The following is a 26,450-nucleotide window of genomic DNA, read 5'->3' on the forward strand; positions in this document are numbered from 1 at the left end:
CAACAACCCCCGAACCACTCCCCCTCCCGCACCCGATCCCCAGCCCAAATCAATGAAAGATCGGGTCCGGGAGGGGCAGATCCGGGCGTAGCGAAGCGAAGCCGGCGCAGTGGATACCCGCGTAGCGGAAATCCGATCACCAGCGCAAAGGCAAGTGCGTCACCCCGTTGATGAAGTTCGACGTCAACCGCCGCACCTCACCCTCCACTCGCACCTCGGGCAGCATCCTCACGAACTCCCGGAAGAACACCCGCATCTGCAACCGCCCGAAATGCGCCCCCAGGCACAAATGCGGCCCCTGCCCGAACGCCAGATGATCATTGGGCGTCCGCGCGACATCGAACCGATACGGATCCGGAAACTGCCGCTCGTCGAAATGGGCCGAAGCGAAGTACACCACAACCTTGTCCCCCGCAGCGATCCGCTGCCCACCCAGCTCGGTATCCACCGCAGCCGTCCGCCGGAAGGTCAGCACCGGCGGGTGCCACCGCAGCATCTCCTCCACCGCTGAGGGCACCAGCGACGGATCCGCCCGCAACCGCCGGTACTCGCCCGGGTACTGCACCAACGCCAGCACCCCGCCCGGCAACGCGCCGCGCACGGTGTCGTTCCCGGCGATCACCATGAGGAAGAAGAACATCCGCAGCTCGGCGTCGTCCAGCGAGCGTCCGTCCACAGTGGCCTGGACGAGCGCGGTCATCAGGTCGTCGGCCGGGTCGCGCCGCTTGGCCTCCGCCAGCTCCTGCGCGTAGGCGAACATGTCGGCGAGCATCGCCGGTGACCGCGGATTGATCGGTTTCCCGTCGGGGCCCCGCACGATCTCGGCGTGCTCCGGGTCCTGGTAGCCGATGACGCGGTTGGTCCACTTCAGCAGCAGGCCGCGGTCCTGCGGTGGCACCCCGATCAGATCGGCGAGGTTGAGCAGCGGGAAATCGTCGGTGACCTCGACCGGCAGATCGCACCGGCCGCGCGGCACCACCGCCCCGATCAGCGCCCGCGCCCGCTCGGCGATCTGGTCGGCCGAGCGTTCCAGCCGCCGCCGGGTGAACACCGCGGACACGATGCGGCGCAACCGGTTGTGCTCCGGCGGGTCCATGTTCAGGATCATGCGCCGGATGAAGGTGAGGTCGTCGGGCTCGGGGTCGCGGATCTGCGTCGCGCCGAGCCACGACGAGAACACCTCCGGCGTGCGCAGCACGTGCTTCACGTCGGCGTACCGGGTCACCGCCCAGTAGCCGGGTCCGGACGGCCAGCCGAGCACCTCGTGTTCGTCCTGCCACGCGACCGGTTCGGTGTCGCGCAGGCGGCGCAGGTCGTCGTGCGGCACGCCGCGGGCGAACACCCTCGGGTCGAAGACGTCCACATCGGACATCAGTGCTCGTCCAGGAACACTTCGATCATGTTGGCCACGGTCACCGGCACCTCTTCGGCCGCGTAGTGCCCGGCGTCCGGCAGGACCTCCAGCTCGAGCTTCGGGTACCACTGCCCGAAGGTCACGAGCATGACGTCCTCGCTGAGCGCGGGATCGTGCTCGCCGACGACGACCTTGATCGGCACCTCGTTGCCCGCGATCCGGTCCGAGAAATCGGTCTTCGCCCACGCCTCCAGGTACTCGGCGAACGCGGTCCGGTCGGAGTTCTCCAGCGAATGCCGGACCATGCCGTCGAGCCACGAGCCGGGGTGGCGGCCGCCGGTGGTGAAGTCGATGATCGCGCGGCGGCTGGCCGGATCGTCGGCGGCGCTGCTGAACAGTCGCCAGGTGTCCTCGTCCATCGGCACGCCGCTGGCCGGGACCGGGGAGATCCCGAACAGCGACCGGACGCGGCCGGGCGCCTCGGCGAGGACGTACTGCATGACGCTGCCGCCCATCGAGTGGCCGACGAGGGAGAACCGGTCGTGGCCGAGTTCGTCGGCGAGCAGCAGCACGTCACCGGCCGCCTCGGCGACGGTGTGCGCGCCCGCCTCGTCCTTGCGCGTGCCGTAGCCGCGGTAGTCGGGGAAGAGGTAGGTGAACCGCTCGGCGTCGAGGTGCGGGGTGAGTTCCTGCCACGCCTTCGACGACCCGAACCAGCCGTGCAGCACGAACACGACGTGCTCACCGGTGCCGACCCGCTCCATGTGCGCCTCCCAGTCCTCGCTGACCCGTTGCAGTGGCGAGCTTGGCACACTCGCGGCGCGTTGGCACGACGCGCAGAATGATCTTGTGGACTCCCTGCTCACCCGGCTGCCCGCGTGGCTGACGACGGTGCCCTACGACGGCTCCCGCATCCCCGGTTCCGCCGGTGACCCGGCCTCGGGCGCGAACTGCCAGGTCTACGCCTACGCAGTGCTCCGGCACTTCGGCCGGGCGGCGCCGGACCTGCGCTCCCGCGAGCTGTGGCACGACACGGCCTGGACGTCGCGGGTGACCGAGCCGGAGCCGCTGGACCTGGCGTTGTTCAACCGCACCGCCGACCCGTTCGGCGCGCACGTGGGCATCTGGACGGACGACGACCGGGTGCTGCACCTGTGCGCGGAGATCGGCAGCCCCGCGGTGTGGACGCCGGCACAGTTCGCGACACGCGAGCGCTACCGCACGCTGATCGGGTTCAAACGCTGCCACCGGCGCCACTGAACGCCGCCGACGAGGACCACTCCGCACAGCACACCGGCCGGTGCGACGAACCCGCCGCCACCCGGTCCGGTCCTGCCCCGCCCGGGCGCACCTCGGCGGCCCCCACCGCCACCGTGGCTGGGAACGCAACCGGCGCCGCTTCAGCACGGTCAGGGGCACTCCTCCGCGTGGTTCTGCCACCGCATCGCCGCGTGCAGGGCCTCGATCAGCCGCTCGTCGTCGGGCACGCTCGGCTCGCCGCCCAGCGGGATCCAGCGCTCGCACACCTTGCGATCGTCCTCGTACCCGGTCAGCAGCATCCCCGGGTACGACAACGTCACCGGCTCGCCGTCCGGCCCGTCCACGTCGACCCGCCGGAGGTGCATCGCCACCCGCACCTGCCGCTTCCCGCCCATCCGCACCTGCCCGACTCGACCCCGGTACCCCGAGGTCGCGGCCGGGCTCGCGTTGGTTACCGCGCCGATCCTCCCGATTCGGCAACGGCGGGCCCCCCTTGCGTGTCCCGCCGGGGACGGCGCAGGCAGAATTGGCCCCCGCAACCGCGAGCAGGGAGTGATCAGCATCGTGACAGTGGCCGTGCAGTCGATCGAGCAGAAGATCGCCGAGGAGCTCGGCGTCCGCGAAGGGCAGGTCAAGGCCGCCGTGGACCTGCTCGACGGCGGGGCGACCGTGCCGTTCATCGCGCGGTACCGCAAGGAGGTGACCGGCGCCCTCGACGACGCCCAGCTGCGCACGCTCGAAGACCGGCTGCGTTACCTGCGGGAGCTCGACGAGCGCCGGACCGCGATCCTCGAATCGATCGGCAGCCAGGGCAAGCTCACCGAGGAGCTGGCCGAGGCGATCCGCGCCGCGGACACCAAGGCCCGGCTGGAGGACATCTACCTCCCCTACAAGCCCAAGCGCCGCACCAAGGCCCAGATCGCCCGCGAGGCCGGCCTGGAACCGCTGGCCGACGGCCTGCTGAACGACCCGAACACCGACCCGCAAGCCGCCGCGGCCGTGTTCGTCGATCCCGAGAAGGGCGTGGCGGACGCCCAGGCCGCCCTCGACGGTGCCCGCGCGATCCTGGTCGAGCGCTTCGGTGAGGACGCCGACCTGATCGGCGAGCTGCGGGAGAAGATGTGGACGCAAGGCTACTTCTCCTCGAAGGTCCGCCAGGGCAAGGAAACCGAGGGCGCGAAGTTCGCCGACTACTTCGACTTCGCCGAGCCGTTCACCAAGATGCCCTCGCACCGCGTGCTGGCGATGCTGCGCGGCGAGAAGGAAGACGTCCTCGACCTCACCGTCGAGCCCGAAGAGCCTTCCGATGAGCCGAAGGTCGGTCCCTCGGACTACGAGCGCCGCATCGCGCAGCGGTTCGGCATCACGAACGAGGGCCGCCCGGCCGACAAGTGGCTGCAGGACACGGTGCGCTGGGCCTGGCGCACGAAGATCCTCCTGCACCTGGGCATCGACCTGCGGATGCGGTTGCGGCAGAAGGCCGAGGAGGACGCGGTGAACGTGTTCGCCGCGAACCTGCGTGACCTGCTGCTGGCCGCGCCCGCCGGCACCCGCGCCACGATGGGACTGGACCCGGGCTTCCGCACCGGGGTGAAGGTCGCCGTCGTGGACGCCACCGGCAAGGTCGTCAACACCCACACGATCTACCCGCACCAGCCGCAGAACCGCTGGGACCAGTCCATCGACGAGCTGGCGAAGCTGTGCGCCGCCCACTCGGTGGACCTGATCGCGATCGGCAACGGCACCGCGTCCCGGGAGACCGACCGGCTGGCGATCGAGCTGATCAAGCGGCACCCCGAGCTGAAGCTGACCAAGGCCGTCGTGTCCGAGGCGGGCGCGTCGGTGTACTCGGCGTCGGCGTTCGCCTCGCAGGAGCTGCCGGACCTGGACGTCTCGCTGCGTGGCGCGGTGTCGATCGCGCGGCGCCTGCAGGACCCGCTGGCCGAGCTGGTGAAGATCGACCCCAAGTCCATCGGGGTCGGGCAGTACCAGCACGACGTGTCCGAGGTGGCGCTGTCCCGGTCGCTGGACGCGGTGGTCGAGGACTGCGTGAACGCGGTCGGCGTGGACGTCAACACCGCCTCCACCCCGCTGCTGACCAGGGTCTCCGGCATCACCGCCGGCCTGGCCGAGAACATCGTCAACCACCGCGACACGCACGGCCCGTTCCGGTCGCGCTCGGCACTGAAGGATGTCCCGCGGCTGGGCCCGAAGGCGTTCGAGCAGTGCGCCGGCTTCCTGCGGATCCGCGGCGGCGACGACCCGCTGGACTCCTCCAGCGTGCACCCCGAGGCCTACCCGGTGGTGCGGCGGATCCTGTCCAAGACCGGCACCGAGCTGCGGGAGCTGATCGGCAACGAGCGGGTGCTGCGCAAGCTGCGCCCGGAGGACTTCGTCGACGAGACCTTCGGCCTGCCGACGGTCACCGACATCCTCGCCGAGCTGGAGAAACCCGGCCGCGACCCGCGCCCGGCGTTCAAGACCGCGACCTTCGCCGAGGGCGTGGAGAAGATCGGTGACCTCAAGCCGGGCATGCGGCTGGAGGGCGTGGTCACCAACGTGGCCGCGTTCGGCGCGTTCGTCGACATCGGCGTGCACCAGGACGGCCTGGTCCACGTGTCGGCGATGTCGAAGAACTTCGTCAAGGACCCGCGTGAGGTGGTCAAGCCGGGCGACATCGTCAAGGTGAAGGTGCTCGAGGTGGACATCGCCCGCAAGCGGATTTCGCTGACCCTGCGCCTGGACGACGAGGTCGGCGGCGGCCGCGCCAAACCCGCTGGTGGCGGCGGTGGCGAGCGCCGCGGCGGGCAGCCGCGCAAGGGCGGTCAGCCCAAGCGCCGCGAGCCGTCCGGCGGTGGTGGCGCGCTGGCCGATGCCCTCCGAAAGGCTGGCTACGGTCGCTAAACCGCCGTTCGGGGTCCATCATCGAAGGGTGCGGTGGGCCGATTCCCTGGCAGATCGATCCGCGCGGCGGTGGCTGCGCGGAATCGCCGGGCGGCTCGACTCCGGCTGGCGAGCGCTGGCCGGAGACCCTTCGTTGTGGCGGACGTTCGACCGCCACCTGGCCGCGGTCGACGACGCGGTGCGCTGCGAGGCGGACATGGTCTCCCGCCAGGAGCCGGTGTCGCGGCTCGTCCTGCTGGCCGGTCACGCCCACGACGTGTGGACCGAGGCCGAGGAGCTGGACTGGCGCCCACCGGCGAACCCCGGCGGCTGGACCGAGCGGGAGTGGACGGGGTTGCGCCTGCTCGCCTGTCTCCGCCTGGCGGCCGACGAGCCACGCGGCCCGAAGCTGCCCGCCGACGCGGAGTTCGCCCGCACCCGGCCGGTCGAAACCGGTGAACAAGTGAACAATCGGCGCGAATACTTTCGCTGAATTTCGGGCGAAAGCCGCCGAACGGTACTGGTGAATCGTTGACGGGTTTGCCTACGATCGGATTTCCTTTTTTCCGGTCGGGGGCGATGCCGTTGGTGTTCTTCCGCATCCTGGGGCCGCTCGAAGTGGCGGTGGGGGCTCGTCCCGCGCCGCTCGGCGGTCCGAAACCGCGCCTGCTGCTGGCCGCGCTCCTGCTCCAGCCCGGCGTCGTGGTGTCCGCCGACGCGCTGACCGACGTGCTGTGGCCGGGGCGCGCGCCGCGGTCGGCGGCCGCGAACCTGCGCACCTACGTGCACGGCCTGCGGCGGGTGCTGGGCGACCGGATCGAGGGCCGCGCGGGCGGTTACCTGCTGCACGCCGGGCCGGACGAGCTGGACGCGACGGTGGCCGAGCGGCTCGTGGCGCGGGCGCACGCCGAGCGGGCGCCCGCGCTGCTCGACCGGGCCGCGGCGCTGTGGCGCGGTGCGGTGCTGGAGGACCTGCCGCACCACCACACGTGGTCGTCGGCCGTCGCGCGGCTGAGCGAGCTGCGGTTGTCGGTGCAGGAGGAACGTCTGCGGTTCCACGTGGCGGCCGGGCGGCACGCGGACGCCATCGTCGAGCTGCGTGGCCTGCTGGCCGAGCAGCCGCTGCGCGAGGAGCTGTGGCGGCTGCTCGTCGTCGCGCTCGGTGCGAGCGGGCGGCAGGGCGAGGCGCTGGCCGCCTACGCCGAGGCCGAGCGCGTGCTGCGGGCGGAGCTGGACACCGAGCCGGGTCTGGGGTTGCGGCAGGCGGTGGCCGGCTTGGACGCTCCGGCGCCGGTGTGCCAGCTGCCGCTGGACCTGCCCGACTTCACCGGCCGGGAGAGCCGGCTCGCGGAACTGACCGGCCTGCTCGACGGCGAGCGTCCGGCGGTCGTGGTGTTGTCCGGCCCGCCCGGCGCGGGGAAGTCGGCGCTGGCGGTGCACGCCGCCCACGCCGCGCGCGGCCGTTACCCGGACGGCCAGCTGTACGTGGACCTGCGTGGCACGTCCGAGTCGCCGCGGCGGCCGCTGGACGTGCTGGCCGAGCTGCTGCACGCGCTCGGCGTGCCCGACACCGGAATTCCGCGCGGGCTCGGCGAACGGTCGGCGCTGCTGCGGTCGCGGCTGGCCGGGCGTCGGGTGTGCGTGGTGCTCGACGACGCGGGCAGCGCCGGGCAGGTGCGGCCGCTGCTGCCCGGCGCGGGTGCGTGCGCGGTGCTGGTGACCAGCCGGGGGCGGCTGCCCGATCTGACCGTCGCGCGGCACGTCGACGTCGGGGTGCTGACCGGCGCGGAGGCCACGGAGCTGCTGGCCCGGATCGCCGGGGCCGGCCGGGTGGCGGCCGAACCGGAGGCGGCGGCCGCGATCGTCGAGCCGTGCGGACGGCTGCCGCTGGCGATTCGCATTGCCGGGGCACGGCTTTCGCACCGGCGCGAGTGGACACTTCGCACGCTCGCCGTCCGGTTGGCCGACGAGCGGCGGCGCCTGGACGAGCTGCGCGTCGGCGATCTCGCGGTGCGGGCGAGCCTCGCGTTGAGCTACGACCAGCTGCCGGGCAGCTGCGCGCGGGCGTTCCGGGCGCTCGGCGCGTTCGGGCCGTTCCCCGGCTGGGTGGTCGGGGCGCTGCTCGGCCGGGAGCACGCGGACGACGTGCTGGAGGTGTTGGTCGGCGCGCACCTGGTGGACCTGGTGGGCGAGCCGCCCCGGTACCGGCTGCACGACCTGGTGCGCTGCTACGCGCGGGAACTCGGTGAGCCGGACTCCGATGCCGTCCGCCGCGTCGTCGAGGGGTACCTCTCGCTCGCCACCGAGGCGGCGGAACGGATGCCGGTGCGCTTCTTCGGCGCCGCACCGGAGCCGAGGCCGGCGGACCTGTGGTGTCCGGGCCGGGTCGAGGATCCGGTGGCGTGGTTCGCGGGCGAGCGACCGGTCCCCCTCGTCGAGCTGGCGGTGGACCACGGCTTCGACGCGCTGGCGTGGCGGCTGGTCACGGCGTTCACCCCGTACTTCGACCTGCGCGGGCACCACGAGGACTGGCGCCGCACGCACGAGCTGGCGCTGGGCGCGGCCGAGCGCGCGGGCGATCCACGCGGGCGGGCGGTGGTGCTGCGCAGCCTCGGGCAGCTGGAGGTCTACCAGGACGACTACACCGCCGCGCGTGCGGCGTTCGAGCGGTCGCTGGCATTGTTCCGGGGCATCGGCGACGACCAGGGCGCGGCGGTCGCGCTGGCCGGGCTGAGCACGATCCGGCGCGTCTCGGGAGAGCACGAGATGGCGCTGCGGCACTGCCACGACGCGCTGGAGTTGTTCACCCGCAGCGGCGACCGGCACGGCGAGGCCGTGGTGCGGCTCGCGATCGGGTCGGTGTGGCTGGCGCGCGGCTGTCACGCGACCGCCGAGCGCTGGTTCACCGACGCGCGTGAGGCGTGCGTCGAGATCGGCGACCGGCACCGCGAGGCGCACGCGCGGCACCGGATGGCGTTGCTGCACCAGCAGCGCGGCAACCTCGGGCGGGCCCGCGAGGAACTGGACCGGGCCATCGCGATCTTCGGCGAGCTGGGCGACGACCACTGCGTCGGCTACGCGCACCAGAGCCTCGGCGAGCTGTGCCTGCGCAGCGGCGACCTCGCGCACGCGAAGCTCCTGCTGGTGAACTCGCTGTCGGTGCACCGGCGCGACGGCGACCGGCGGTCGGAGGCCGAAGCCGGGCAGCTGCTGGGCGAGGTGCACGAGCGGCTCGGGCAGGTCCTCGAGGCCCGCGGCCTGTTCCGGCGATCGCTGGAGATCTGGTCGGAGCTGGGCGCCGAAGAAGCGGCGGCCGCGCTGCGGGAACGGTTGAGTCACCACCCATTGACCATGATCGCCGGCGGGTCCATCCTGGTGCCCTCCGAGAGAGCCGGGAGGGAGCCATGAGCACCTTCGTCGTGGTCGGCGGCAACGGACGGACCGGACGCCGGGTCGGGGAACGGCTCGCCGGTGGCGGTCACCGGGTGGTGGTGGCGAGCCGGAGTTCGGAGCCGCCGCTGGACCTGACGACGAAACCCGATCCGGCGATCTTCGCCGGCTCCGAGGGGGTCGTCATCGTGGCGGAACCGCCGAAGGAGCCGGACGCGGCGGAGGCGGCGATGCACGGGGGTGTCGCGGCGATCGCGGAGATCGCGGCGCGCGAGGACATCCCGGTGGTGCTGGTGTCCCAGATCTACCTCACGCGGCCGGCCGAGCACCCGGAGATGAGCGCCCGCATCGAAGCCCGCGCGCGGGGCGAGCAGGCGCTGCGCGAGAGCGGCGCGCAGTACACGATCATCCGGCCGAGCTGGCTGCACGACCTGCCGGCCGGCGGGGTGCGCATCGAGCAGGGCGACACCGGCGAGGGCCGGGTCAGCCGGGAGGCGGTGGCCGACGCCGTGGTCGCGGCGCTGTTCGACCCGGCGGCGTCGGGCAAGACGTTCGAGCTGTACGACGACGAGGACTCGCCCCGTCCGGACTGGCCGTCGGTGTTCGCCGCGCTGCACCCCGATCAGTGACGCGCCTCCGGTAGCGGGTCCAGCACCTGCTTGCTGTGGTGCTGGTAGATGATCGACGTCCGGAAGGTGACCATCTCCCGGCGGCTGGTGAACCGTTCGAGCAGGAACGCGTGCAGGTGGTCGATGTCCTGCGCGGTGACGTGCACGAGGAAGTCGTCGCTGCCCGCGATCGTGAAGACCGAGATGACCTCGGGCAGCTGCGCCAGCGAGCGTTCGAACGCGTCCACCACGTCACGCGTCAGCGGCCGGATCTGCGCCGCGACGATCGCCTGCACGCCGCGGTTGAGGGCGTTGTAGTCGATGTCGGCGTGGTAGCCGCGGATCACGCCGCGCTTGCGCAGCAGGCGGATCCGTTCCAGGCAGGTCGACGGTGCGATGCCGACCTTGCGGGCGATGTCCCGGTTCGACTGCCGCGCATCCTCCTGCAGAAGCCGCACGATCGCCGAATCAAGTTCGTCCATGTTCGCAGCTCCGATGTTCGTGCCGAATATCGTTCGGCGGCGACGCTTCGTCGTTGTGCATCAGCCTAGCTTTCCCGGCATGGAGCATGAAGAGGTGAAGGTCCGCCGCGGTCCCCGCTCGCGGCTGCCGATCGTCGTCGCGATCCACTCCCGCGCCCTCGGCCCCGCGGCCGGCGGCATCCGGCTGCGCCGCTACCCGGACTGGCGGGACGGCCTGGCCGACGCGCTGCGCCTGTCCGAGGCGATGACCGCCAAGAACGCGGCCGCCGGGCTGGACTTCGGCGGTGGGAAGAGCGTGATCACGCTGGGGCCCGGTGTGGAGCTGACGCCGTCGCTGCGGGAGGCGGCGCTGCTCGACGTGGGCGAGCTGATCGAGTCGTTCGGGGGAACGTACTTCGGTGGTCCGGACGTCGGGACGGGGCCGGACGACATGGTGGTGGTGCGGCGCTCGACGTCGCGGGTGTTCTGCCTGCCCGTGGAGCACGGTGGGACGGGCTCGTCGAGCATCCCGACGGCGCTGGGGGTGTTCGCCGCGGTGCGGGCGGGGGCGCGGCACGTGTTCGGGAGTCCGGAGCTGAGCGGTCGCACGGTGGTGATCAGCGGGCTGGGCTCGGTGGGGGCGCTGGTGGCGCGGCACGTGGCGGCGGCGGGGGCGCGCGTGGTGGTGTCCGATGTGGACCCCGTGAAGCGCGATTCGGCGTACGAGTGGGTGGATCCGGAGAAGGCGCTGCGGACGCCGGCGGACATCCTGGTGCCGGCCGCGGTGGGTGGTGTGCTGTCGCCGGAGCTGGTGCCCGAGCTGGCCGCGCCGCTGATCGTCGGGCCGGCGAACAACCAGCTCACGGCGGATCCGGTGGCGGACGAGCTGGCCGCGCGGGGGATCGTGTGGGTGCCGGACTTCATCGCCAGCGCGGGCGGCGCGGTCTACACGCTGCTGCGCGAGGTGGAAAGACTGGACGAGGCGGCGGCGAACGCCCGAGTGGAGTCGATCGGCGCGACGGTGTCCGCGGTGCTGGACACCGCGCGGGACAAGGGAACGACACCATTGCGGGAAGCCCGCCAACGGGTCGAGACCCGGTTGACGGGGCGATGAGGGGTGGCTGGCGCAGCTTCCCCCAGTGCCCACCCGCCCAACGTCACCTTCAACGGTCAGCGCAACTTCTGGTCGTAAGCCTCACGGGCGTCCAGCATCTCCTCCCAATGCTCACCCGCCCAGGCACACACCGCCTTCATCGGTTCCAGCATGCTGCGCCCCAGTGGCGTGAGCTCGTACTCGACGCGGGGTGGCGGGGACTGTTTCAAGATCGGTGTTTCTGGCCCGACACGCCGGGCTGAGGTCCGGCGGGATGGGCACTGTGAGTGATGACATCTGGGGCTGTGACTCCACGTAAGAGTGAGAAGCGGTTGTCACCGGAGCAGGCCGCTGCGGTGGCGATGGTGGCCGAGGCCCGGCAGCGGGGGCTGGAGCTGACCGGCCCGAACGGGCTGTTGAAGCTGTTCACCAAGAACGTGTTGGAAACCGCGCTGAATGAGGAGATGACCGAGCACCTCGGACATGAGAAGCATCGTGCCGAGCCGGGGCGTGATTCGGCGAATGTGCGTAACGGGACCCGGAAGAAGACGGTGCTCTCGGACGCGGCCGGCGAGGTGGAGATCGAGGTTCCGCGGGATCGGGAATCCACGTTCGAGCCGCAGATTGTGAAGAAGCGGCAACGTCGGCTCACCGATGTGGACGAGATCGTGCTGTCCCTGTATGCGAAGGGGATGACCACCGGTGAAATCTCGGCGCATTTCGCCGAGATCTACGGCGCGTCGGTGAGCAAGGAAACGATCTCCCGCATCACCGACAAGGTCGTGGCGGAGATGCAGGACTGGGCCAGCCGTCCGCTCGACGTCGTCTACGCCGCGGTGTTCATCGACGCGATCGTGGTCAAGGTCCGCGACAGCCAGGTGGCCAACCGGCCTTTCTACGCCGCCATCGGTGTCACCGTGGACGGCCGTAAGGACGTGCTCGGCCTGTGGGCGGGCAGCGGCGGCGAGGGCGCCAAGTTCTGGATGAGCGTCCTGGTCGATCTGAAAAACCGCGGCGTGAAGGACGTGTTCTTCCTCGTCTGCGACGGTTTGAAAGGCTTGCCCGAGGTGGTGGAACAAGTCTGGCCGGCCGCGATCGTGCAAACCTGCATCATCCACCTCATCCGCAATTCGTTCCGGCTCACCTCCCGGAAATACACCGACGCGCTCAAACGGGACCTCAAAGCCATGTACGAGGCCCCCAACGCGACAGCGGCGGAAGTGGCGTTGCAGGAACTGGACGACAAATGGTCTGCGCAGTATCCGGCGCTGGTCCGACTGTGGCGCAACGCCTGGACCGAGTTCGTGCCGTTCCTCGATTACGACGTCGAGATCCGAAAAATGATCTGCTCGACCAACGCGATCGAATCGCTCAATGCCCGCTACCGGCGGGCGGTGCGAGCCCGCGGCCACTTCCCAACCGAGCAGGCCGCCCTGAAGTGCCTGTACCTTGTGACCCGCAGCCTGGACCCCACCGGCACAGGCCGCGCCCGATGGACGATGCGCTGGAAACCCGTACTCAACGCCTTCGCCATCACCTTCGGTGACCGCTGGCCGGCCGCCGAAACCTACTAACCGAACCGCCAGAAACACCGATCACGGGATAGACCCGGGTGGCGTGCCGGGCTGGCTGGTGCGGCGGACGAGGCCGTGGCGTTCGAGCCCGCGCAGCGACTTGGTGAGGGCCTTGGGCGTGACGCGGCGCAGCGGCACGCGGAGTTCCGAGAAGCGCCGGGGGCCGTCCTCGAGGCAGGCGATCACCAGTGGCACCCACTTGTCGCCGAAGCGGATCGGCGCCAGGTCCGAGGGGCAGAGTTCGTCGAACATGTCCGGCGGCAGGGGTTTGCGCATGCTGCCACGGTAGCCGGTATCCGGGTGGAAACCGGGGTGCTGGCTACGGTCGCGGTATGAGCAGAATCGTGGTTTTCGGCGCCGGCGGGCGCGCGGGACGGCAGGTGGTCGCGGAGGCCGCGCGGCGCGGTCACGAGGTGACGGCGGTGGTCCGTGACCCCGGGAAGCACCAGGCGCCGGAGGGAGTCGACCTGGTGGCTGGTGACGTGACCGATGTGTCCTCGGTGGCGGCGCTGGTGAAGGGCCAAGACGCGGTGATCTCGACGGCCGCGGTGTACGGGGAGGGCACCGATCCGCACGGTTTCTTCACGTCCTCGGCCCGCGCGCTGGTCGAGTCGGGGCCGGCGCGCCTGATCGTCGTCGGCCTGTCCGTCCTGGCGCCCGATGCGACGGGCCAGCGGCCGGTGGACGCCCCCGGTTCCCCACCCGAGTTCCGCCCGTTCTGCGAAGCACACGCGGCGGGGCTGGAGGTACTGCGCGAAAGCCCCGTGGACTGGCTGTACGTGAGCCCGGCGGGCGATTTCGACCACGAGGGCCCCCGCACGGGCGGCTACCGGGTGGCAGCGGCCGCCGACCTCGCCGACCGTGTCTCGTATGCGGACTTCGCCATAGCCCTGATCGACGAGGCAACGAAGCCGGCGCACCGACGGCAACACCTGCTGGTGACCACCAGCTGACCGAACCCGTCCGCCGGGTGGCGCTGACCCGGATCGTCGTCGGGTGTCCCTGACCGGATCACCGGGCCAGGCACACCCGGCGGCGCGGTCTCTCTCCGGCCATCGGCCGGGCCACGACCACCCGAGGGCGAGGTCACCCCCACCACCACCGGCCGACGGCGAGGTCACTCCCGCCCACGCCGCGTCCGACCAGCACCACCGGATCGACGATCTCACTCCCACCACCGGCCGGCGCCACCGGAGGGCGAAGTCACCTCCACCACCGGCCCGGCCACCACCAGATCGACGAGATCCCCACCCACGCGACCTGCGGCCAGCACCACCGGATCGACTGGGTTACTCGCCCACGACACCCGCCCCGTCACCCCCACTCGACCGGCGCGCCAAACCGGCAGCACCCACCGCCAGCGATACCCCGCCCGGCACCACCCTCGCGGCCCTCCACAACTTGTCCCAGCGAAACCCCGCGCGGCACCACCCGCCGGCCAGCATCTCCCGGCCGCCGACACCTCCCCGCGCGGCACCAACGGAGACATCTGCCGGTCAGCCGCGCTTGATCGCCCAGACCACGGCACATCTACCGATCGATGTGTTTGCTGCTCATCGCCTCTTGACCTCAAGTAATGTAGAGGTTTCATCCTAGGGCGCATGGAACCTCTTGATGTTGCGGTGATCATCGGAAGCACCCGGGACGGCCGGTTCGGCCCGGTGGTGGCGAAGTGGTTCGCCGAGCAGGCGGCCGCCCATGGCGAGTTCCGGGTCGACGTGATCGACCTGGCCGACGCCAACCTCCCGGCCGCTCTGTCCGGCCGGCCGACCCCCGAGGTGGCGGCGGTGAGCGAGCGCCTGGAGAAGGCGGATGCGTTCGTCGTGGTGACTCCGGAGTACAACCACAGCTACCCGGCATCGTTGAAGACGATGCTGGATTGGCACGGCACGCAGTGGCAGGCGAAGCCGGTGGCGTTCGTGTCGTACGGCGGGTTGTCCGGCGGCTTGCGCGCGGTGGAGCACCTGCGCCCGGTCTTCGCCGAACTGCACGCGGTGACCATCCGGGAGACCGTGAGCTTCCACGGCGCCTGGAGCCAGTTCGACGACCGGGGTGAGCTGGTGAACCCCGAAGGCCCGACGGCAGCGGCCAAGGCGCTGCTCGACCAGCTGGCATGGTGGTCCCACACTCTCCGAGACGCCCGACGCACACGCCCCTACGCGAGCTGAGCCCCAGCGAAGCCGTCGACGGGGACGACTGGGGGTCGTCCCCGTCGACGCTCGCGCGAACCGTCGCAAGTGGACCGCCGCCACGCCCCGGTTTCACACACCCTCGAAAGAGGGTTCGGTTCAAGCACCGCCCCAGATCGGCCCACCGTCAGCCCAGCCGGAACCACCCACGATCAACGCCAGCCCGAATCACCCAGGCGCCATCACCACGAGCCCGACACCAGCGCCCACTCGGATCAAGCCGTGCTCAGCCCAGTCCCGGTCATGCCCCCGGCCACACCCAGGACCACCAGCCCGACGCCAACACCGATCAACCCGCCTCAGCCCGATCCGGGCCATCCCCACCAGCGCACTCGCGATCACCAGCCCGGTACCGGCGCCCCCACCGATCAACCCGCCTCAGCCCAGCCGGGGCCATGCTCCCGCCGTCAGCGCCAGCCGCGTCCCCGGCATCGGCCTCGACCCGGATCACCCGGCCTTCAGCGCCAGCTCATCGAGTCCGGCGGCGAACGCCCCGGCGATCTCCTCGATCTCCGGGCGCTGGATGGTCAGCGGCGGCGACACGGCCAGGGCCTTGGCCAAGGTCCGGGTCAGCACCCCGCGCTGGCGGATGAGCAGACTGAGATCGGCCACGGCTGACGGCAAGCGCTCGAACAGGTCCGGCTGCAGCTCGACGGCGGCAAGCAGCCCCACACCCGCCCTGACCTCGCGGACGAGAGGGTGCGCGGCCAGCGGCTGCAGCGCGGTGGCCAGCTCACCCTCGAGGAGCCGGCCCCTCTGAACCAGGTTGCCGCGCTCGAGGATGTCGATGTTCGCCAGCGCCGCGGCACAGCACGCCGGATGCCCGGAGTACGTGGCACCGTGCCGCAAGGTCGTGCCGGACCGGCCCCAGAACGGTTCGGCGACCCGGCCATGCACGACGACACCGCCCAGCGGCAGATATCCGCTGGTCACCCCCTTGGCGAAGGTGATCAGGTCCGGCTCCACGCCCCACCGTTCGACCCCGAACCACGTGCCGAGCCGGCCGAACCCGCAGATCACCGCGTCCGCGATGACCAGCACCCCGTACTCCCGGCACACGTCCACCACGCCCTGCACGTAGCCCTCCGGCGGCGCGAGGACGCCACCCGCGCCGATGACGGGCTCGAACAGGAACGCCGCGACCCGCTCCGGGCCGATCCGCCGGATCTCATCGCGCAACGCGTCCACCGAGTCGTAAGCGACGCGCGACGAGGACGGCAGGATTTCGCCGAAGCCGGTTCGGTTCGCTTCGATCCGGGTCTATCCCGTGATCGGTGTTTCTGGCGGTTCGGTTAGTAGGTTTCGGCGGCCGGCCAGCGGTCACCGAAGGTGATGGCGAAGGCGTTGAGTACGGGTTTCCAGCGCATCGTCCATCGGGCGCGGCCTGTGCCGGTGGGGTCCAGGCTGCGGGTCACAAGGTACAGGCACTTCAGGGCGGCCTGCTCGGTTGGGAAGTGGCCGCGGGCTCGCACCGCCCGCCGGTAGCGGGCATTGAGCGATTCGATCGCGTTGGTCGAGCAGATCATTTTTCGGATCTCGACGTCGTAATCGAGGAACGGCACGAACTCGGTCCAGGCGTTGCGCCACAGTCGGACCAGCGCCGGATACTGCGCAGACCATTTGTCGTCCAGTTCCTGCAACGCCACTTCCGCCGCTGTCGCGTTGGGGGCCTCGTACATGGCTTTGAGGTCCCGTTTGAGCGCGTCGGTGTATTTCCGGGAGGTGAGCCGGAACGAATTGCGGATGAGGTGGATGATGCAGGTTTGCACGATCGCGGCCGGCCAGACTTGTTCCACCACCTCGGGCAAGCCTTTCAAACCGTCGCAGACGAGGAAGAACACGTCCTTCACGCCGCGGTTTTTCAGATCGACCAGGACGCTCATCCAGAACTTGGCGCCCTCGCCGCCGCTGCCCGCCCACAGGCCGAGCACGTCCTTACGGCCGTCCACGGTGACACCGATGGCGGCGTAGAAAGGCCGGTTGGCCACCTGGCTGTCGCGGACCTTGACCACGATCGCGTCGATGAACACCGCGGCGTAGACGACGTCGAGCGGACGGCTGGCCCAGTCCTGCATCTCCGCCACGACCTTGTCGGTGATGCGGGAGATCGTTTCCTTGCTCACCGACGCGCCGTAGATCTCGGCGAAATGCGCCGAGATTTCACCGGTGGTCATCCCCTTCGCATACAGGGACAGCACGATCTCGTCCACATCGGTGAGCCGACGTTGCCGCTTCTTCACAATCTGCGGCTCGAACGTGGATTCCCGATCCCGCGGAACCTCGATCTCCACCTCGCCGGCCGCGTCCGAGAGCACCGTCTTCTTCCGGGTCCCGTTACGCACATTCGCCGAATCACGCCCCGGCTCGGCACGATGCTTCTCATGTCCGAGGTGCTCGGTCATCTCCTCATTCAGCGCGGTTTCCAACACGTTCTTGGTGAACAGCTTCAACAGCCCGTTCGGGCCGGTCAGCTCCAGCCCCCGCTGCCGGGCCTCGGCCACCATCGCCACCGCAGCGGCCTGCTCCGGTGACAACCGCTTCTCACTCTTACGTGGAGTCACAGCCCCAGATGTCATCACTCACAGTGCCCATCCCGCCGGACCTCAGCCCGGCGTGTCGGGCCAGAAACACCGATCTTGAAACAGTCCCTTCGATCCCGGCGACACCGGTGCCGATGCCGTTGGTGCCGTGGTAGGAGTTCGTCCGGCTGATGACGTGCACCCGCTCGGGCTGCCCCTGCACCACGTGGTAGCGGCGCGCGATCTTGACGGCGCTGTCGATCGCCTCGCCACCGCCGGTGGTGAGGAAGACCTTGGCGTCCGGCATCGGCGCGAGCCCGGCCAGCCGCCCCGCGAGGGCGCGCGCCGGTTCGTTGGCGAAGTCACCGAAGATCGAGTAGCCGGCGAGCTTGCGCATCTGCTCGGCGGCCGCCTCGGCGATCTCCGCCCGGCCGTGCCCCACGTTGGCGTACCAGAGGCTCGCCGTGGCATCCAGGTAGCGGTTGCCGGTCGTGTCGTAGACCCACACGTCCTCGCCGCGCTCGAGGACGAACTCGTCGTCCTGGACGACCGCCATGTCCGAGAACGGATGCCACAGTGCTGTGTCCATGCCCCTCACGGTAGCGGGCGGACGACCTTGCCGGGGTTGAGAATTCCCAGCGGGTCGAACGCCTGCTTGACCGCTTGGTGAACGGACACGCCCACCTCGCCCAGCTCCCTTTCCAGCCAGTCTCGTTTCAGCATGCCCACGCCGTGCTCGCCCGTGATCGTGCCGCCCAGCCGGAGACCGAGCGCCATGATCGCGTCGAACGCGGCCTGCCCGCGTCGCACCGAGTCCGGGTCCGCGGCGTCGAAGACCACGTTCGGGTGCATGTTGCCATCCCCCGCGTGCCCGCACGTCGGGATCAGCACGTCGTGCTCACGGGAGATGGCGGTGACTCCTTCGAAGAACTCCGCCAGCCGTGAACGAGGCACGCACACGTCGTCGACAAGCCGGTCACCGAGCTGTTCCATCGCGACCCCAGCCAACCGTCGCGCCGCGATGAGCAGGTCCGCCTCGGTGCGGTCGCTCGCCACGAGCACTTCGGTCGCCCCGCAGGACCGCGCGACCTTCGCGAACGCCTCGAGGTCGTGCGGTGCCGCGGGGCCCCGATCGGACTGGGCGATCAACACGGCCTCGACATCGTCCGGAAACCCCAGGTCGCGGTACGCCGCGACCGCGTCGATCGTGGGCTTGTCCATCAACTCGAGCACCGACGGACGCTGCCCGCTGCTCAGGTATTCCGTTACCGTCCGGCACGCCGCCGGCGGCGCCGCGAAGAACGCGACCGCCGTCAACGGCGCCTCCGCCACCGGCCTCAGCGCCACGGTCACCTCGGTGATCACCCCGAGCGTGCCCTCCGAGCCGGTGAACAGCCGCACCAGGTCGTACCCGGCTACACCCTTGGCGGTGCGGCGGCCCGTCCGCAGTACTCGCCCGTCGGCGAGCACCACTTCCAGTTCACGGACGAAGTCGCTGGTGACGCCGTACTTCACGCAGCACAGCCCACCGGCGTTGGTGGCGACGTTGCCACCGATCGTCGACGACTCCCATGAGCCGGGGTCGGGCGGGTAGAACAGGCCCTTGTCCTCGACCGCGTGGGACAGGACCGCGTTCACGACCCCCGGCTGCACAGTTGCCGTGTGGTTGATCTCGTCGATGTCCAGGATGCGGGTCATCCGCTCCAGCGAGAGCAGGATCGCCCCGTCGACCGCGTTCGCTCCGCCTGACAGTCCCGTCCGGGCACCCTGTGGGACGACAGGGATCCGGTGCCGGGAAGCGACACGCAGAATTCGTGCTACTTCTTCGGTGTCGGTCGGCCGTGCCAGCGCCACCGGCACGCCGGCGGTGCCGAAACCGGCTTGGTCGAATCGGTAACCGGCCAGCACGTCCGGGTCGGTCGTGACGAAATCAGCCTCGAGCTCGGCGATGAGTCCCACGAACTCACCGTATCGGGCGAAGGTCGGCGAGAGAACCGGGTGATGCCCGGGCGCTCGCCCGCGTGCATCCGGGCATCACCCCCTCTGGAGTGGTCTCAGGCGGTGATCTCCTTGCGGTTCTCACCACTCTCGATAGCAATCTTGCGCGGTTTGGCGGCCTCGGCGACCGGGATCCTCAGCGTCAGCACCCCGGCCTCGTAGCCCGCCTTGATGTTGTCGGTGTCGAGCGTGTCGCCCAGGAAGAGCTGACGGGAGAACACCCCGAGCGGCCGCTCGGCCACCTGCATCTCGACGTTGTCACCAGTGGCGGAGGGGCGCCGCTCCGCCTTGACGGTCAGTACGTTGCGTTCGATGTCCAGCTCGATCGCGTCCGGGTCCACGCCGGGCAGGTCGAACACGACCACGAACTCGTCACCCGCGCGATAGGCGTCCATCGGCATCACCGCGGGGCGCGACCACGTTCCGGGCCCCTGGCCGAACACCTGCTGGGTCAGGCGGTCCAGTTCACGGAAGGGATCGGTGCGCATCAACATCTGGCCACACCTCCTCTGGTCTCGTTCACCTTGGACGTTGACGTCGCACACCACAGTTATAGCGCGTCGTCGCTCCGTTGACAAGTCACAATGTCATCGGCATGATGACATTGTGCCGCCCTACGAGAACATGCATCACGCGCTGGAACTGGTGGAGGGTGTCCTCGGCGAAGCCACCGCCGGGGACGACCCGAGGAAGGTGCTCGCCGCACTCGAGGTGCTGCGAGCTCTGCGGGACGAGCTGACGGCCTGGGAACCGCAGCTCATCGAGGCCGCACGCGAGGCGGGGGCCAGCTGGGCGGAGCTGGCGCCGGCGCTCGGTGTGGCGAGCAGGCAGGCGGCCGAGCGTCGCTACCTGCGGCTCCGGGATGCCGCGGGCAGCGCCAACACGGCCGACGAGCGGGTACAGGAGACCCGGGACCGCCGCGCGGAAGAGAAGGCGGTCACCCAGTGGGCGCGCGAGAACTCGGCATCGCTGCGCCGGCTGGCCGGGCAAATCAGCGCGCTGAAAGGAGTGCCGGGAGTCGGCAAGGTCCGGCGGGCACTGGCCGAGGACGACGCTGCGGCCCTGCTGACGCCGCTGACGGGGGTGAGCCAGTACCTCGACCACGCATACCCCCAACTGGCGGTCGAGATTTCGGCTGTCAGCGAGCACATGGACCGGGTTCGTCGGGAGACCCAGGAGAGGAGGCAATCGTCCCGGGCGGGCAGCAGTTCCTGACCGACGGCGAGGGAGTGGGATAGAACGGACTCAGCTCGGCAAGGTGGGGTCGGCCGTGGAGCCCGGGAAGCCTGCCTGGCCGGGGAGGTGGGCCGGAGCGCTTCACCGCTGACCTTGCGTGAACCGAGCAGGAGCGAGGTGTCGCATTGGGTGAAGCGGGCGTGGCTTCCACCAATCGTCACCCAGGGCTCAGCCTGCAACCCATCTCGGGGCGCACGGGACCAGCAGGCTATACGTCTGACGGGTACGTGTAACCCCACGTCAGAGAGCAGCCCTCAGCAAAGGCGTCTCAGGGCACGACTTCCGCTGGGGACTTCTCGGGGCGGAGGCTTGTTCCGGGACCGCGATCTCGACGCGCGGGACCGACGGAGCCTTGCCTGCCGAGGCGGCGGCCTCTTCGGGCTGGCCGGCATGTCCCTCGATAGCGGGAGCCGTGCTGGCTGAGGCGGGAGCCGGGTCGGCCGAGGCTTGCGGCTGGGCCGTTGTTGTGGCGGTTTCGCTCAGGGGTGAGGTCTCCGGCAGGTGGGGGGTCGCCTCGTCCACGCGCGCGGCCTCCACTGGGCGTCGGGCTGTCTCGGGCAGCCGTGGGGCCGCCTCGCCCACGCGCGCCGCCTCCGCCGGGCGACGGGCTGTCTCGGGCAGGTCTGGGGTTGCCCCGTCCCCGTGCGCCGCTTCCGTACGGCGACGGGCTGTTTCGGGTAGCCGTGGGGCCGCCTCGCCCGCGTGCGCCGCCTCTACCGGGCGACGAGCTGTCTCCGGTAGGCCTGGAGCCGCCTCACCCACGTGCGCCGCCTCCACTGGGCGTCGGGCTGTGTCCGGCAGGTGTGGGGTTGCCTTGCCCAGGCGCGTCGTCTCTGCCGGGCGTTTCGTCTCGGTCAGGAGTGGGGTTGCCTCGGTCAGGAGGGTGTTGACCGCGCGGAGGCGCTCGGCCGTGTCCTCCCGGATCTTGCTCAGTTCGGTGACCTTCGCGGTGGCCTCGTCGGTGCGTCGGCGCGCTTCGGCGGTTGCTTCGGCCAGCAGTTTTTCGGCTTGGGCGCTGGCGCGGGTGACCTTGTCCTCAGCGCGGGCGGTCGCCGCTGCGACCAGGGCGCTCGCCCGGTCGGTGGCCTCCGCGACCATGGTGTCCGCGCGCCTCGTTGCGTCGGCCAGGAGGGAGTCGGCGCGCGTGGTCGCGTCGGTGAGCTTCGCGTCGGCTCGAGCGGTGGCCTCGGCGACCAGCGACTCGGCCCGGGACTGGGCGTCGGCGCTGAGCTTCTCCGCCTGGGCGACCAGCTCATCGGCCTTCGCGCGGGCGTCGGCCTCCCGCTCGGCGGCCTTGGCCTGCAGGGCTTCGGCTTCCGCCCGAGCCGAGGACAGCGTCTGTTCGGCCTCGGCGCGGGCCGAGGTGGACGTCTCCTCGGCTTCGGCGCGGGCGGAGGCCAGCAGCTCCTCGGCGCGCGTGCGGGCCGAGGCCACCGTGGTCTCCGCCTCGGCGCGGGCGGAGGCCAGCAGGTCGTCCGCGCGCGTGCGGGCCGACGTCACCGTGGTCTCCGCCTCGCTGCGCGCGGAGGTCAACAGGTCATCGGCGCGGGTGCGAGCTGAAATCGTGGCGGCCTCGGCTTCGGCTCGGGCAGAACGCAGCAGGTCGTCGGCGCGAGTGCGGGCAGAGGTCAGCAGGCGATCAGCCTCCGCGCGGGCCGAGGACAGCGTCTCCTCGGCCTGGGCGCGGGCGGTGGTCAACGTTTCCTCTGCCTCCGCACGAGCCGATGTCAGCGTTTCGTCCGCTTCGGCGCGCGCTGACGTCAGCGTCTCTTCCGATTCAGCGCGGGCCGACGACAACAAGCGATCAGCCTCCGCGCGGGCCGAGGACAGCGTCTCCTCCGCCTCGGTGCGGGCTGACGTCAGCGTTTCGTCCGATTCAGCGCGGGCCGAGGTCAGCAGGCGATCAGCCTCGGCGCGGGCTGAGGTCAGCGTCTCTTCCGCTTCGCTGCGGGCGGAACTCAGCAGGTCATTGGCCTTAGCCTGGGCGGTTGAGACCAGTTCGTCCGCTTTGGCGCGGGCCTCGGCTTCACGTTCGGCGATCACCCGCAGCGACGTGGCGCGGCGGACGGCCATCGCCTCTTCGAAGTCCCTCTCGATCTCGGCGCGGCGGCGGGCGGCCTGCTCATCCAGCTTGTGCCTGCTCTGCGTGGCCTGACGCGTCATCAGGTCCACCTCGGCCTGGGTGCGGCGCATCAGTTCGGCCTGCTCCTCGGCCATCTGCCGACGCCGGGCGTCCAGCTCGGTGACCAGGCGCTCGTGCCGTTCCCGCAGGCGACCGGCCGCCTGCTCGGCCGCGGCCCAGCTCCGCTCGGCCGCCAGCCGGGCCCGTTCGGTGACCTCCGCGGCTTCGTCCTCGGCCAGCTCCACCATCCGCAGCAACCGCTCGGTCAGCCCCTCCGCCTCGATCGGCGTCCGGCTGATCCGGTCGATCTTCGCGCACAGGGCGTCGTTCTCCGAGCGCAGTTCCTCCATCTGCGCGGCGAGACGCTCGACGGCGGCCGCGGCCGCGTCCCGATCGGCGATCACCATCCGCAGGTCAGCCTCGACGGCGCGGACGTACGCCTGCACCTGGCGAGCATCGTAACCACGCCACGAGCGGTCGAAATCCGTCCGCAGTGGCACCAGATCCTCGCGAGCGTCCACGGCCGTCATCCGCACCTCCCGAAGAGACTGTCCTGAGTGGACAAAACTGGTGAAAGCCTGCCACTGCCCAGCATCCTCTCATCCGCGCCCGCCGTCCACCCGCGGGCCCGGCGAATCGAATTTCTCCTGTGACGTCTCCGGATTGCTTCCCGGGAGCCGGCGTTCCAACCGGATGGCGGCACGCGCCGTGGGCGGAACTCATGCACGGCAACGAGCATCCGTCCGGTTCACCTGCGCGTATTGCCGAGGCCGACGTTCGGATGCCTCGCGTTCGAGCCGGTGATCACCCTGTGCAAGCGGGCGTTCGCGGGCGCCCATCCCGCGGAGCTCGGCAACGGCGGTGCCGGCGATGAACCTTCAACTCCCGGTCGAGGCAAAGTCTGGCGCGGCTGCGGAGCCCACGCGACCGAGGCCGAGGGGCAGGCACTCACCCCGGCCGACGCCGAGTCGGACGCAACCGCGGAGCACCCGCAGGTGAGATCGAGGGGCAGGCGCTCGCGCCGATCGAGGCAAAATCGGGCACGACCACGGAGCACGCAGCCGGGGGTGGGCTCACTCCGGTCGAGGCAAGGGTTGGGCGCGGCAGCGGAGCCCCGCAGCCAAAGCCGAAGGTCAAGCGCTCATCCCGATCGACGCAAAGTCGATGCAACCGCGGAGCACCCGCAGCCCGGATCGAGGGTCAGGCGTTCGCGCCCATCGAGGCAAAATCGGGCACGACCACGAAGCTCGCAGCCGGGGGTGGGGCTCACTCCGGTCGAGGCAAGGTCGGGCGCGGCAGCGGAGCGCCCGCAGCCAAAGCCGAAGGTCAGCGCCCACCCCAACCGGCGCAAAACCGGGCACGACCACGGAGCACGCAGCCGAGGATGGGGCTCACGCCGGTTGAGGCAACATCGGGCGGCGCCGCGAAGCCCCTGCAGCCAAAGCCGAAGGTCAAGCGCCCACCCCGACCGACGCAAAGTCGGACGCGACCGCGGAACACCCGCGGGCGAGATTGCGGGTCAGGCGTTCGCTCCGATCGAGGCAAAATCGGGCAGGGCCTCGGAGCTCGCAGGCGAGATCGAGGGGCAGGCCCTCGCCCCGAGCGACGGAAAACCGCGCGCAGCCGCGGAGTTCGCGGCCGCGGGCAAGGGGTTCACTTCGATCGAGGCAAGGTTGGGTGCGGCTGCGGAGCCCCTCAGTCGAGGCGGGGCAGGCGTTCACTCCCCGCAAGTCCGAAAGGCCCTGGCGGGTGCAGCGCGGCATCCCCGGGCGGGAGGACGGGCACTGCGTGAAGTCGGCGTCCCGCGAAGGGGGCAGCGCGGGTGGCGCGCGCCGAGCTGGGGTTTCGTGGGCGCTGTCTGAACGCAACCCGAGGTGCGGGCGACTCTTCCCAGGTCACGGGCGCCGCGGGTATCGATCTCGGGCCGCGGAGGAGTCGGGGGGGGGCTCGGGATCGGGTGCGCGGCTCGGTTCCTCGCCCACGCGACGGGCTCGGTGTCACGGCCACCGGCACGTTCGCGGCAAGGAGCGGCTGCTGGTGGCCGGGGGCACGCTCAGGGCGGCGCCGTCCCGGGCAGCCGCCGGGTGACGCGTCTACTCGCGTTGCCGTGGCGCGCCTGCCGGCGGCATCTCTGGCCGGTCCGGCGCCGCCGCGCGATGGCGGCCTGCACGGCGTCGTGCCGTCACTGCGTGTCGTGTCTGGTCGCGAGCCGCGGTGGGCTTCACTCGCCGGATGCCTCAACACCCACTTGACTCTTTCGGGCAAGTTCACGGGCCGCCCGGACGCCGAGGGCCGGCTCGACTTCGGACTGCGCCGGTTTCGAGGTGTTTGCCGCGCGGCGCCAGGAGCCGACACCGTAGCCTTGCCGGGTGACGGAGACCGAGGGGCAGGACAACGCGCGCACGATCGCCGGCCGTTACCGGCTGCAGCGTCACATCGGCGGGGGCGCGATGGGCGTCGTCTGGGAGGCGACCGATCAACTACTCGACCGAACCGTTGCGGTGAAACAACTTCTGCTACCGCCGCGGCTCACCCCGGAAGAGGCCGAGCAGGCCCGCAAACGCTCCTTCCGCGAGGCCCGCCTGGCCGCCCGACTGCAGCACCCGCACGCCATCACCGTGTTCGACGTGGCCGACGACGACGGCAAACCCGTCCTGGTGATGGAATACCTCCCCTCGCACAGCCTGGCCGAGGTCCTCGCCGAGCGGGGCAGCCTCCCGCCGGGCGAGGTCGCCCGCATCGGCGCCCACGCGGCCTCCGCGCTGGCCGCCGCCCACGCCGCCGGCATCGTGCACCGCGACGTCAAACCGGGCAACATCCTGCTCGGCGAGGACGGCACCGCGAAGATCACCGATTTCGGCATCTCCAAGGCCGCCGACGACGGCACCCTCACCGGCAGCGGCCACTTCGCCGGCACGCCCGCCTTCCTCTCCCCCGAGGCCGCCCGCGGCGAGCAGCCCGGCCCGGAGTCCGACGTCTACTCCCTCGGCGCGACGCTCTACACCGCGGTCGAGGGCCGCATGCCCTACGGCGACACCGAGAACCAGATGGCGCTGCTCTACGCGGCCGCCGCCGGCCGGATCGCCCCGCCGGAGCAGGCCGGGCCGCTCACCGGCGTGCTCACCCGCATGCTCCAGGTCGACCCCAAGGCCCGCCCGACGATGGCCGAACTGGCCGCTGAACTGGGCAAACTCGCCATGATGACGGCCACCACGAAGGTCGACCCGGTGCCGCCGCCCCAGCCATCCCGGCGAAGACTCGCCTACGCCGGCGCCGCGCTGGCCGTCGTCGCCGCCGTGGTCGTGGCGCTCGTCGTCCTGCTGCCCTCCTCGACCGGGGACACCGCCGCGCCCGCCGACACGTCCTCGGCCGCGCCCGCCCCCGAGTCCAGCAGCGCGGCGCCGCCGTCGACCAGCGTCACCACCGTGACCAAGACGGCGACCAGCAACCCCGCCCCGGCCGGCGGCTCGCCGGTGCAGGCGGTCAGCGACTACTACGCGATGATGCCGGGCAACACCGACGCCGGCTGGACCCGCCTGGGCCCCGCGCTGCAGGCCCAGGGCAAGGCGAGCTACGTCAGATTCTGGTCCACCATCACCTCGGTGAGCATCGTCGGCGGACCACGCCAGGTCGACGCCGACACCGTCGAGGTCACGGTCGACTTCGTCAAGGGCGGCTCGCACTCCCGCGAGCGGCACCACCTGGGCATGATCCAGCGCGACGGCACCTGGCTGATCAACACCGACACCCTCGTCCGGTAGGA

General features: G+C 70.8%; 23 protein-coding genes. 11 read left to right on the forward strand and 12 right to left on the reverse strand.

Annotation, left to right across the window (positions count from 1 at the left end; genetic code table 11):
- Nucleotides 1-136 precede the first annotated feature (136 nt).
- Together L1857_RS30325 and L1857_RS30330 are read right to left on the reverse strand one after the other, a co-directional pair.
- A complete protein-coding gene (locus tag L1857_RS30325) occupies nt 137-1,372 on the reverse strand; it encodes a cytochrome P450 (protein ID WP_116110631.1) in 1,236 nt (411 codons plus the stop codon).
- On the reverse strand, nt 1,372-2,118 hold the full coding sequence (locus L1857_RS30330) for an alpha/beta fold hydrolase (RefSeq protein ID WP_116110630.1): 747 nt from the start codon (nt 2,116-2,118) through the stop codon (nt 1,372-1,374). The genes L1857_RS30325 and L1857_RS30330 overlap by 1 nt, the downstream gene beginning before the upstream one ends.
- A gap of 85 nt (nt 2,119-2,203) precedes the next feature.
- On the opposite strand from L1857_RS30330, the gene L1857_RS30335 reads away from it, so the two are divergent.
- Nucleotides 2,204-2,614, forward strand: coding sequence for an NlpC/P60 family protein (locus tag L1857_RS30335; protein WP_116110629.1), 411 nt, complete (start codon nt 2,204-2,206; stop codon nt 2,612-2,614).
- Nucleotides 2,615-2,763: 149 nt separating this feature from the next.
- Here L1857_RS30335 and L1857_RS30340 read toward each other — a convergent pair whose 3' ends face one another.
- Nucleotides 2,764-3,009: a hypothetical protein gene (locus tag L1857_RS30340; protein ID WP_116110628.1), complete on the reverse strand. Its 246-nt coding sequence runs from the start codon at nt 3,007-3,009 to the stop codon at nt 2,764-2,766.
- Between the two features lie 157 nt (nt 3,010-3,166).
- Between L1857_RS30340 and L1857_RS30345 the strand changes: the two genes are divergently transcribed.
- The 4 genes from L1857_RS30345 (at nt 3,167) to L1857_RS30360 (ending at nt 9,516) form a co-directional block, all read left to right on the forward strand.
- Nucleotides 3,167-5,518, forward strand: a complete 2,352-nt coding sequence (locus L1857_RS30345; protein ID WP_249467033.1) for a Tex family protein — start codon at nt 3,167-3,169, stop codon at nt 5,516-5,518.
- Between the two features lie 28 nt (nt 5,519-5,546).
- Entirely contained in the window at nt 5,547-5,990 is a 444-nt protein-coding gene (locus tag L1857_RS30350) for a DUF6401 family natural product biosynthesis protein (protein WP_116110626.1), read from the forward strand.
- An 86-nt stretch (nt 5,991-6,076) separates the two neighbouring features.
- Entirely contained in the window at nt 6,077-8,905 is a 2,829-nt protein-coding gene (locus L1857_RS30355; protein ID WP_116110625.1) for an AfsR/SARP family transcriptional regulator, read from the forward strand.
- Nucleotides 8,902-9,516, forward strand: coding sequence for an SDR family oxidoreductase (locus tag L1857_RS30360; RefSeq protein WP_116110624.1), 615 nt, complete (start codon nt 8,902-8,904; stop codon nt 9,514-9,516). Before L1857_RS30355 ends, L1857_RS30360 begins: the two co-directional genes overlap by 4 nt.
- Here the strand turns inward: L1857_RS30360 and L1857_RS30365 are convergent.
- Nucleotides 9,510-9,977: an Lrp/AsnC family transcriptional regulator gene (locus L1857_RS30365; RefSeq protein ID WP_094006209.1), complete on the reverse strand. Its 468-nt coding sequence runs from the start codon at nt 9,975-9,977 to the stop codon at nt 9,510-9,512. The two genes, L1857_RS30360 and L1857_RS30365, sit on opposite strands and share 7 nt — an antisense overlap.
- A gap of 79 nt (nt 9,978-10,056) precedes the next feature.
- On the opposite strand from L1857_RS30365, the gene L1857_RS30370 reads away from it, so the two are divergent.
- On the forward strand, nt 10,057-11,070 hold the full coding sequence (locus L1857_RS30370; RefSeq protein WP_240323182.1) for a Glu/Leu/Phe/Val dehydrogenase dimerization domain-containing protein: 1,014 nt from the start codon (nt 10,057-10,059) through the stop codon (nt 11,068-11,070).
- Between the two features lie 56 nt (nt 11,071-11,126).
- Here the strand turns inward: L1857_RS30370 and L1857_RS35495 are convergent, their stop codons facing one another.
- Nucleotides 11,127-11,279: a winged helix-turn-helix transcriptional regulator gene (locus L1857_RS35495; RefSeq protein ID WP_240323181.1), complete on the reverse strand. Its 153-nt coding sequence runs from the start codon at nt 11,277-11,279 to the stop codon at nt 11,127-11,129.
- Nucleotides 11,280-11,411: 132 nt separating this feature from the next.
- Between L1857_RS35495 and L1857_RS30375 the strand changes: the two genes are divergently transcribed.
- The gene (locus L1857_RS30375) at nt 11,412-12,623 is read left to right on the forward strand and encodes an IS256 family transposase (RefSeq protein ID WP_429728364.1); all 1,212 of its coding nucleotides are present in this window, start codon (nt 11,412-11,414) and stop codon (nt 12,621-12,623) included.
- Nucleotides 12,624-12,644: 21 nt separating this feature from the next.
- Here the strand turns inward: L1857_RS30375 and L1857_RS30380 are convergent, their stop codons facing one another.
- Nucleotides 12,645-12,899, reverse strand: a complete 255-nt coding sequence (locus L1857_RS30380) for a winged helix-turn-helix transcriptional regulator (RefSeq protein WP_116115513.1) — start codon at nt 12,897-12,899, stop codon at nt 12,645-12,647.
- A gap of 56 nt (nt 12,900-12,955) precedes the next feature.
- Between L1857_RS30380 and L1857_RS30385 the strand changes: the two genes are divergently transcribed.
- Together L1857_RS30385 and L1857_RS30390 are read left to right on the forward strand one after the other, a co-directional pair.
- The gene (locus L1857_RS30385) at nt 12,956-13,576 is read left to right on the forward strand and encodes an NAD(P)-dependent oxidoreductase (RefSeq protein ID WP_116115515.1); all 621 of its coding nucleotides are present in this window, start codon (nt 12,956-12,958) and stop codon (nt 13,574-13,576) included.
- A gap of 648 nt (nt 13,577-14,224) precedes the next feature.
- Nucleotides 14,225-14,791 carry an NADPH-dependent FMN reductase gene (locus tag L1857_RS30390; protein WP_094006206.1) on the forward strand — a complete coding sequence of 189 codons (567 nt, stop codon included), beginning with the start codon at nt 14,225-14,227 and terminating at the stop codon, nt 14,789-14,791.
- 468 nt (nt 14,792-15,259) lie between these two features.
- Here the strand turns inward: L1857_RS30390 and L1857_RS30395 are convergent, their stop codons facing one another.
- The 5 genes from L1857_RS30395 to L1857_RS30415 all read right to left on the reverse strand — a co-directional run bounded on the left by L1857_RS30395 (nt 15,260) and on the right by L1857_RS30415 (nt 19,823).
- Nucleotides 15,260-15,991: an aminotransferase class III-fold pyridoxal phosphate-dependent enzyme gene (locus L1857_RS30395; protein WP_240323474.1), complete on the reverse strand. Its 732-nt coding sequence runs from the start codon at nt 15,989-15,991 to the stop codon at nt 15,260-15,262.
- A gap of 113 nt (nt 15,992-16,104) precedes the next feature.
- Complete coding sequence (locus L1857_RS30400) at nt 16,105-17,316, reverse strand: IS256 family transposase (RefSeq protein ID WP_429728364.1); 1,212 nt, start codon at nt 17,314-17,316, stop codon at nt 16,105-16,107.
- A 43-nt stretch (nt 17,317-17,359) separates the two neighbouring features.
- Nucleotides 17,360-17,920 (reverse strand): aminotransferase class III-fold pyridoxal phosphate-dependent enzyme, encoded by a 561-nt coding sequence (locus L1857_RS30405; RefSeq protein WP_240323245.1) that lies wholly within the window; start codon nt 17,918-17,920, stop codon nt 17,360-17,362.
- A 5-nt stretch (nt 17,921-17,925) separates the two neighbouring features.
- Entirely contained in the window at nt 17,926-19,290 is a 1,365-nt protein-coding gene (locus tag L1857_RS30410) for an FAD-binding oxidoreductase (RefSeq protein ID WP_116111262.1), read from the reverse strand.
- Between the two features lie 95 nt (nt 19,291-19,385).
- Nucleotides 19,386-19,823, reverse strand: a complete 438-nt coding sequence (locus L1857_RS30415) for an Hsp20/alpha crystallin family protein (RefSeq protein ID WP_094006203.1) — start codon at nt 19,821-19,823, stop codon at nt 19,386-19,388.
- 112 nt (nt 19,824-19,935) lie between these two features.
- Between L1857_RS30415 and L1857_RS30420 the strand changes: the two genes are divergently transcribed.
- Nucleotides 19,936-20,544 (forward strand): hypothetical protein, encoded by a 609-nt coding sequence (locus tag L1857_RS30420; protein WP_116111261.1) that lies wholly within the window; start codon nt 19,936-19,938, stop codon nt 20,542-20,544.
- Nucleotides 20,545-20,805: 261 nt separating this feature from the next.
- On the opposite strand, the gene L1857_RS30425 is transcribed toward L1857_RS30420, so the two are convergent.
- On the reverse strand, nt 20,806-23,217 hold the full coding sequence (locus L1857_RS30425; protein WP_249467038.1) for a DivIVA domain-containing protein: 2,412 nt from the start codon (nt 23,215-23,217) through the stop codon (nt 20,806-20,808).
- A 1,839-nt stretch (nt 23,218-25,056) separates the two neighbouring features.
- On the opposite strand from L1857_RS30425, the gene L1857_RS30430 reads away from it, so the two are divergent.
- A complete protein-coding gene (locus L1857_RS30430) occupies nt 25,057-26,448 on the forward strand; it encodes a serine/threonine-protein kinase (protein ID WP_116111259.1) in 1,392 nt (463 codons plus the stop codon).
- The last annotated feature ends 2 nt before the right edge of the window (nt 26,449-26,450 follow it).

The organism is Amycolatopsis thermalba (genome assembly GCF_023376025.1).
Classification (GTDB): domain Bacteria; phylum Actinomycetota; class Actinomycetes; order Mycobacteriales; family Pseudonocardiaceae; genus Amycolatopsis_E; species Amycolatopsis_E thermalba.

Coding starts and splice junctions, on each gene's coding strand:
- L1857_RS30385 (WP_116115515.1), top strand. CDS start 12,956: ATGAGCAGAATCGTGGTTTTCGGCGCCGGCGGGCGCGCGGGACGGCAG.
- L1857_RS30405 (WP_240323245.1), bottom strand. CDS start 17,920: ATGGACACAGCACTGTGGCATCCGTTCTCGGACATGGCGGTCGTCCAG.
- L1857_RS30370 (WP_240323182.1), top strand. CDS start 10,057: ATGGAGCATGAAGAGGTGAAGGTCCGCCGCGGTCCCCGCTCGCGGCTG.
- L1857_RS30325 (WP_116110631.1), bottom strand. CDS start 1,372: ATGTCCGATGTGGACGTCTTCGACCCGAGGGTGTTCGCCCGCGGCGTG.
- L1857_RS30360 (WP_116110624.1), top strand. CDS start 8,902: ATGAGCACCTTCGTCGTGGTCGGCGGCAACGGACGGACCGGACGCCGG.
- L1857_RS30425 (WP_249467038.1), bottom strand. CDS start 23,217: ATGACGGCCGTGGACGCTCGCGAGGATCTGGTGCCACTGCGGACGGAT.
- L1857_RS30415 (WP_094006203.1), bottom strand. CDS start 19,823: ATGTTGATGCGCACCGATCCCTTCCGTGAACTGGACCGCCTGACCCAG.
- L1857_RS30380 (WP_116115513.1), bottom strand. CDS start 12,899: ATGCGCAAACCCCTGCCGCCGGACATGTTCGACGAACTCTGCCCCTCG.
- L1857_RS30330 (WP_116110630.1), bottom strand. CDS start 2,118: ATGGAGCGGGTCGGCACCGGTGAGCACGTCGTGTTCGTGCTGCACGGC.
- L1857_RS30400 (WP_429728364.1), bottom strand. CDS start 17,316: ATGGTGGCCGAGGCCCGGCAGCGGGGGCTGGAGCTGACCGGCCCGAAC.
- L1857_RS30390 (WP_094006206.1), top strand. CDS start 14,225: ATGGAACCTCTTGATGTTGCGGTGATCATCGGAAGCACCCGGGACGGC.
- L1857_RS30355 (WP_116110625.1), top strand. CDS start 6,077: ATGCCGTTGGTGTTCTTCCGCATCCTGGGGCCGCTCGAAGTGGCGGTG.
- L1857_RS30375 (WP_429728364.1), top strand. CDS start 11,412: ATGGTGGCCGAGGCCCGGCAGCGGGGGCTGGAGCTGACCGGCCCGAAC.
- L1857_RS30340 (WP_116110628.1), bottom strand. CDS start 3,009: ATGGGCGGGAAGCGGCAGGTGCGGGTGGCGATGCACCTCCGGCGGGTC.
- L1857_RS30365 (WP_094006209.1), bottom strand. CDS start 9,977: ATGGACGAACTTGATTCGGCGATCGTGCGGCTTCTGCAGGAGGATGCG.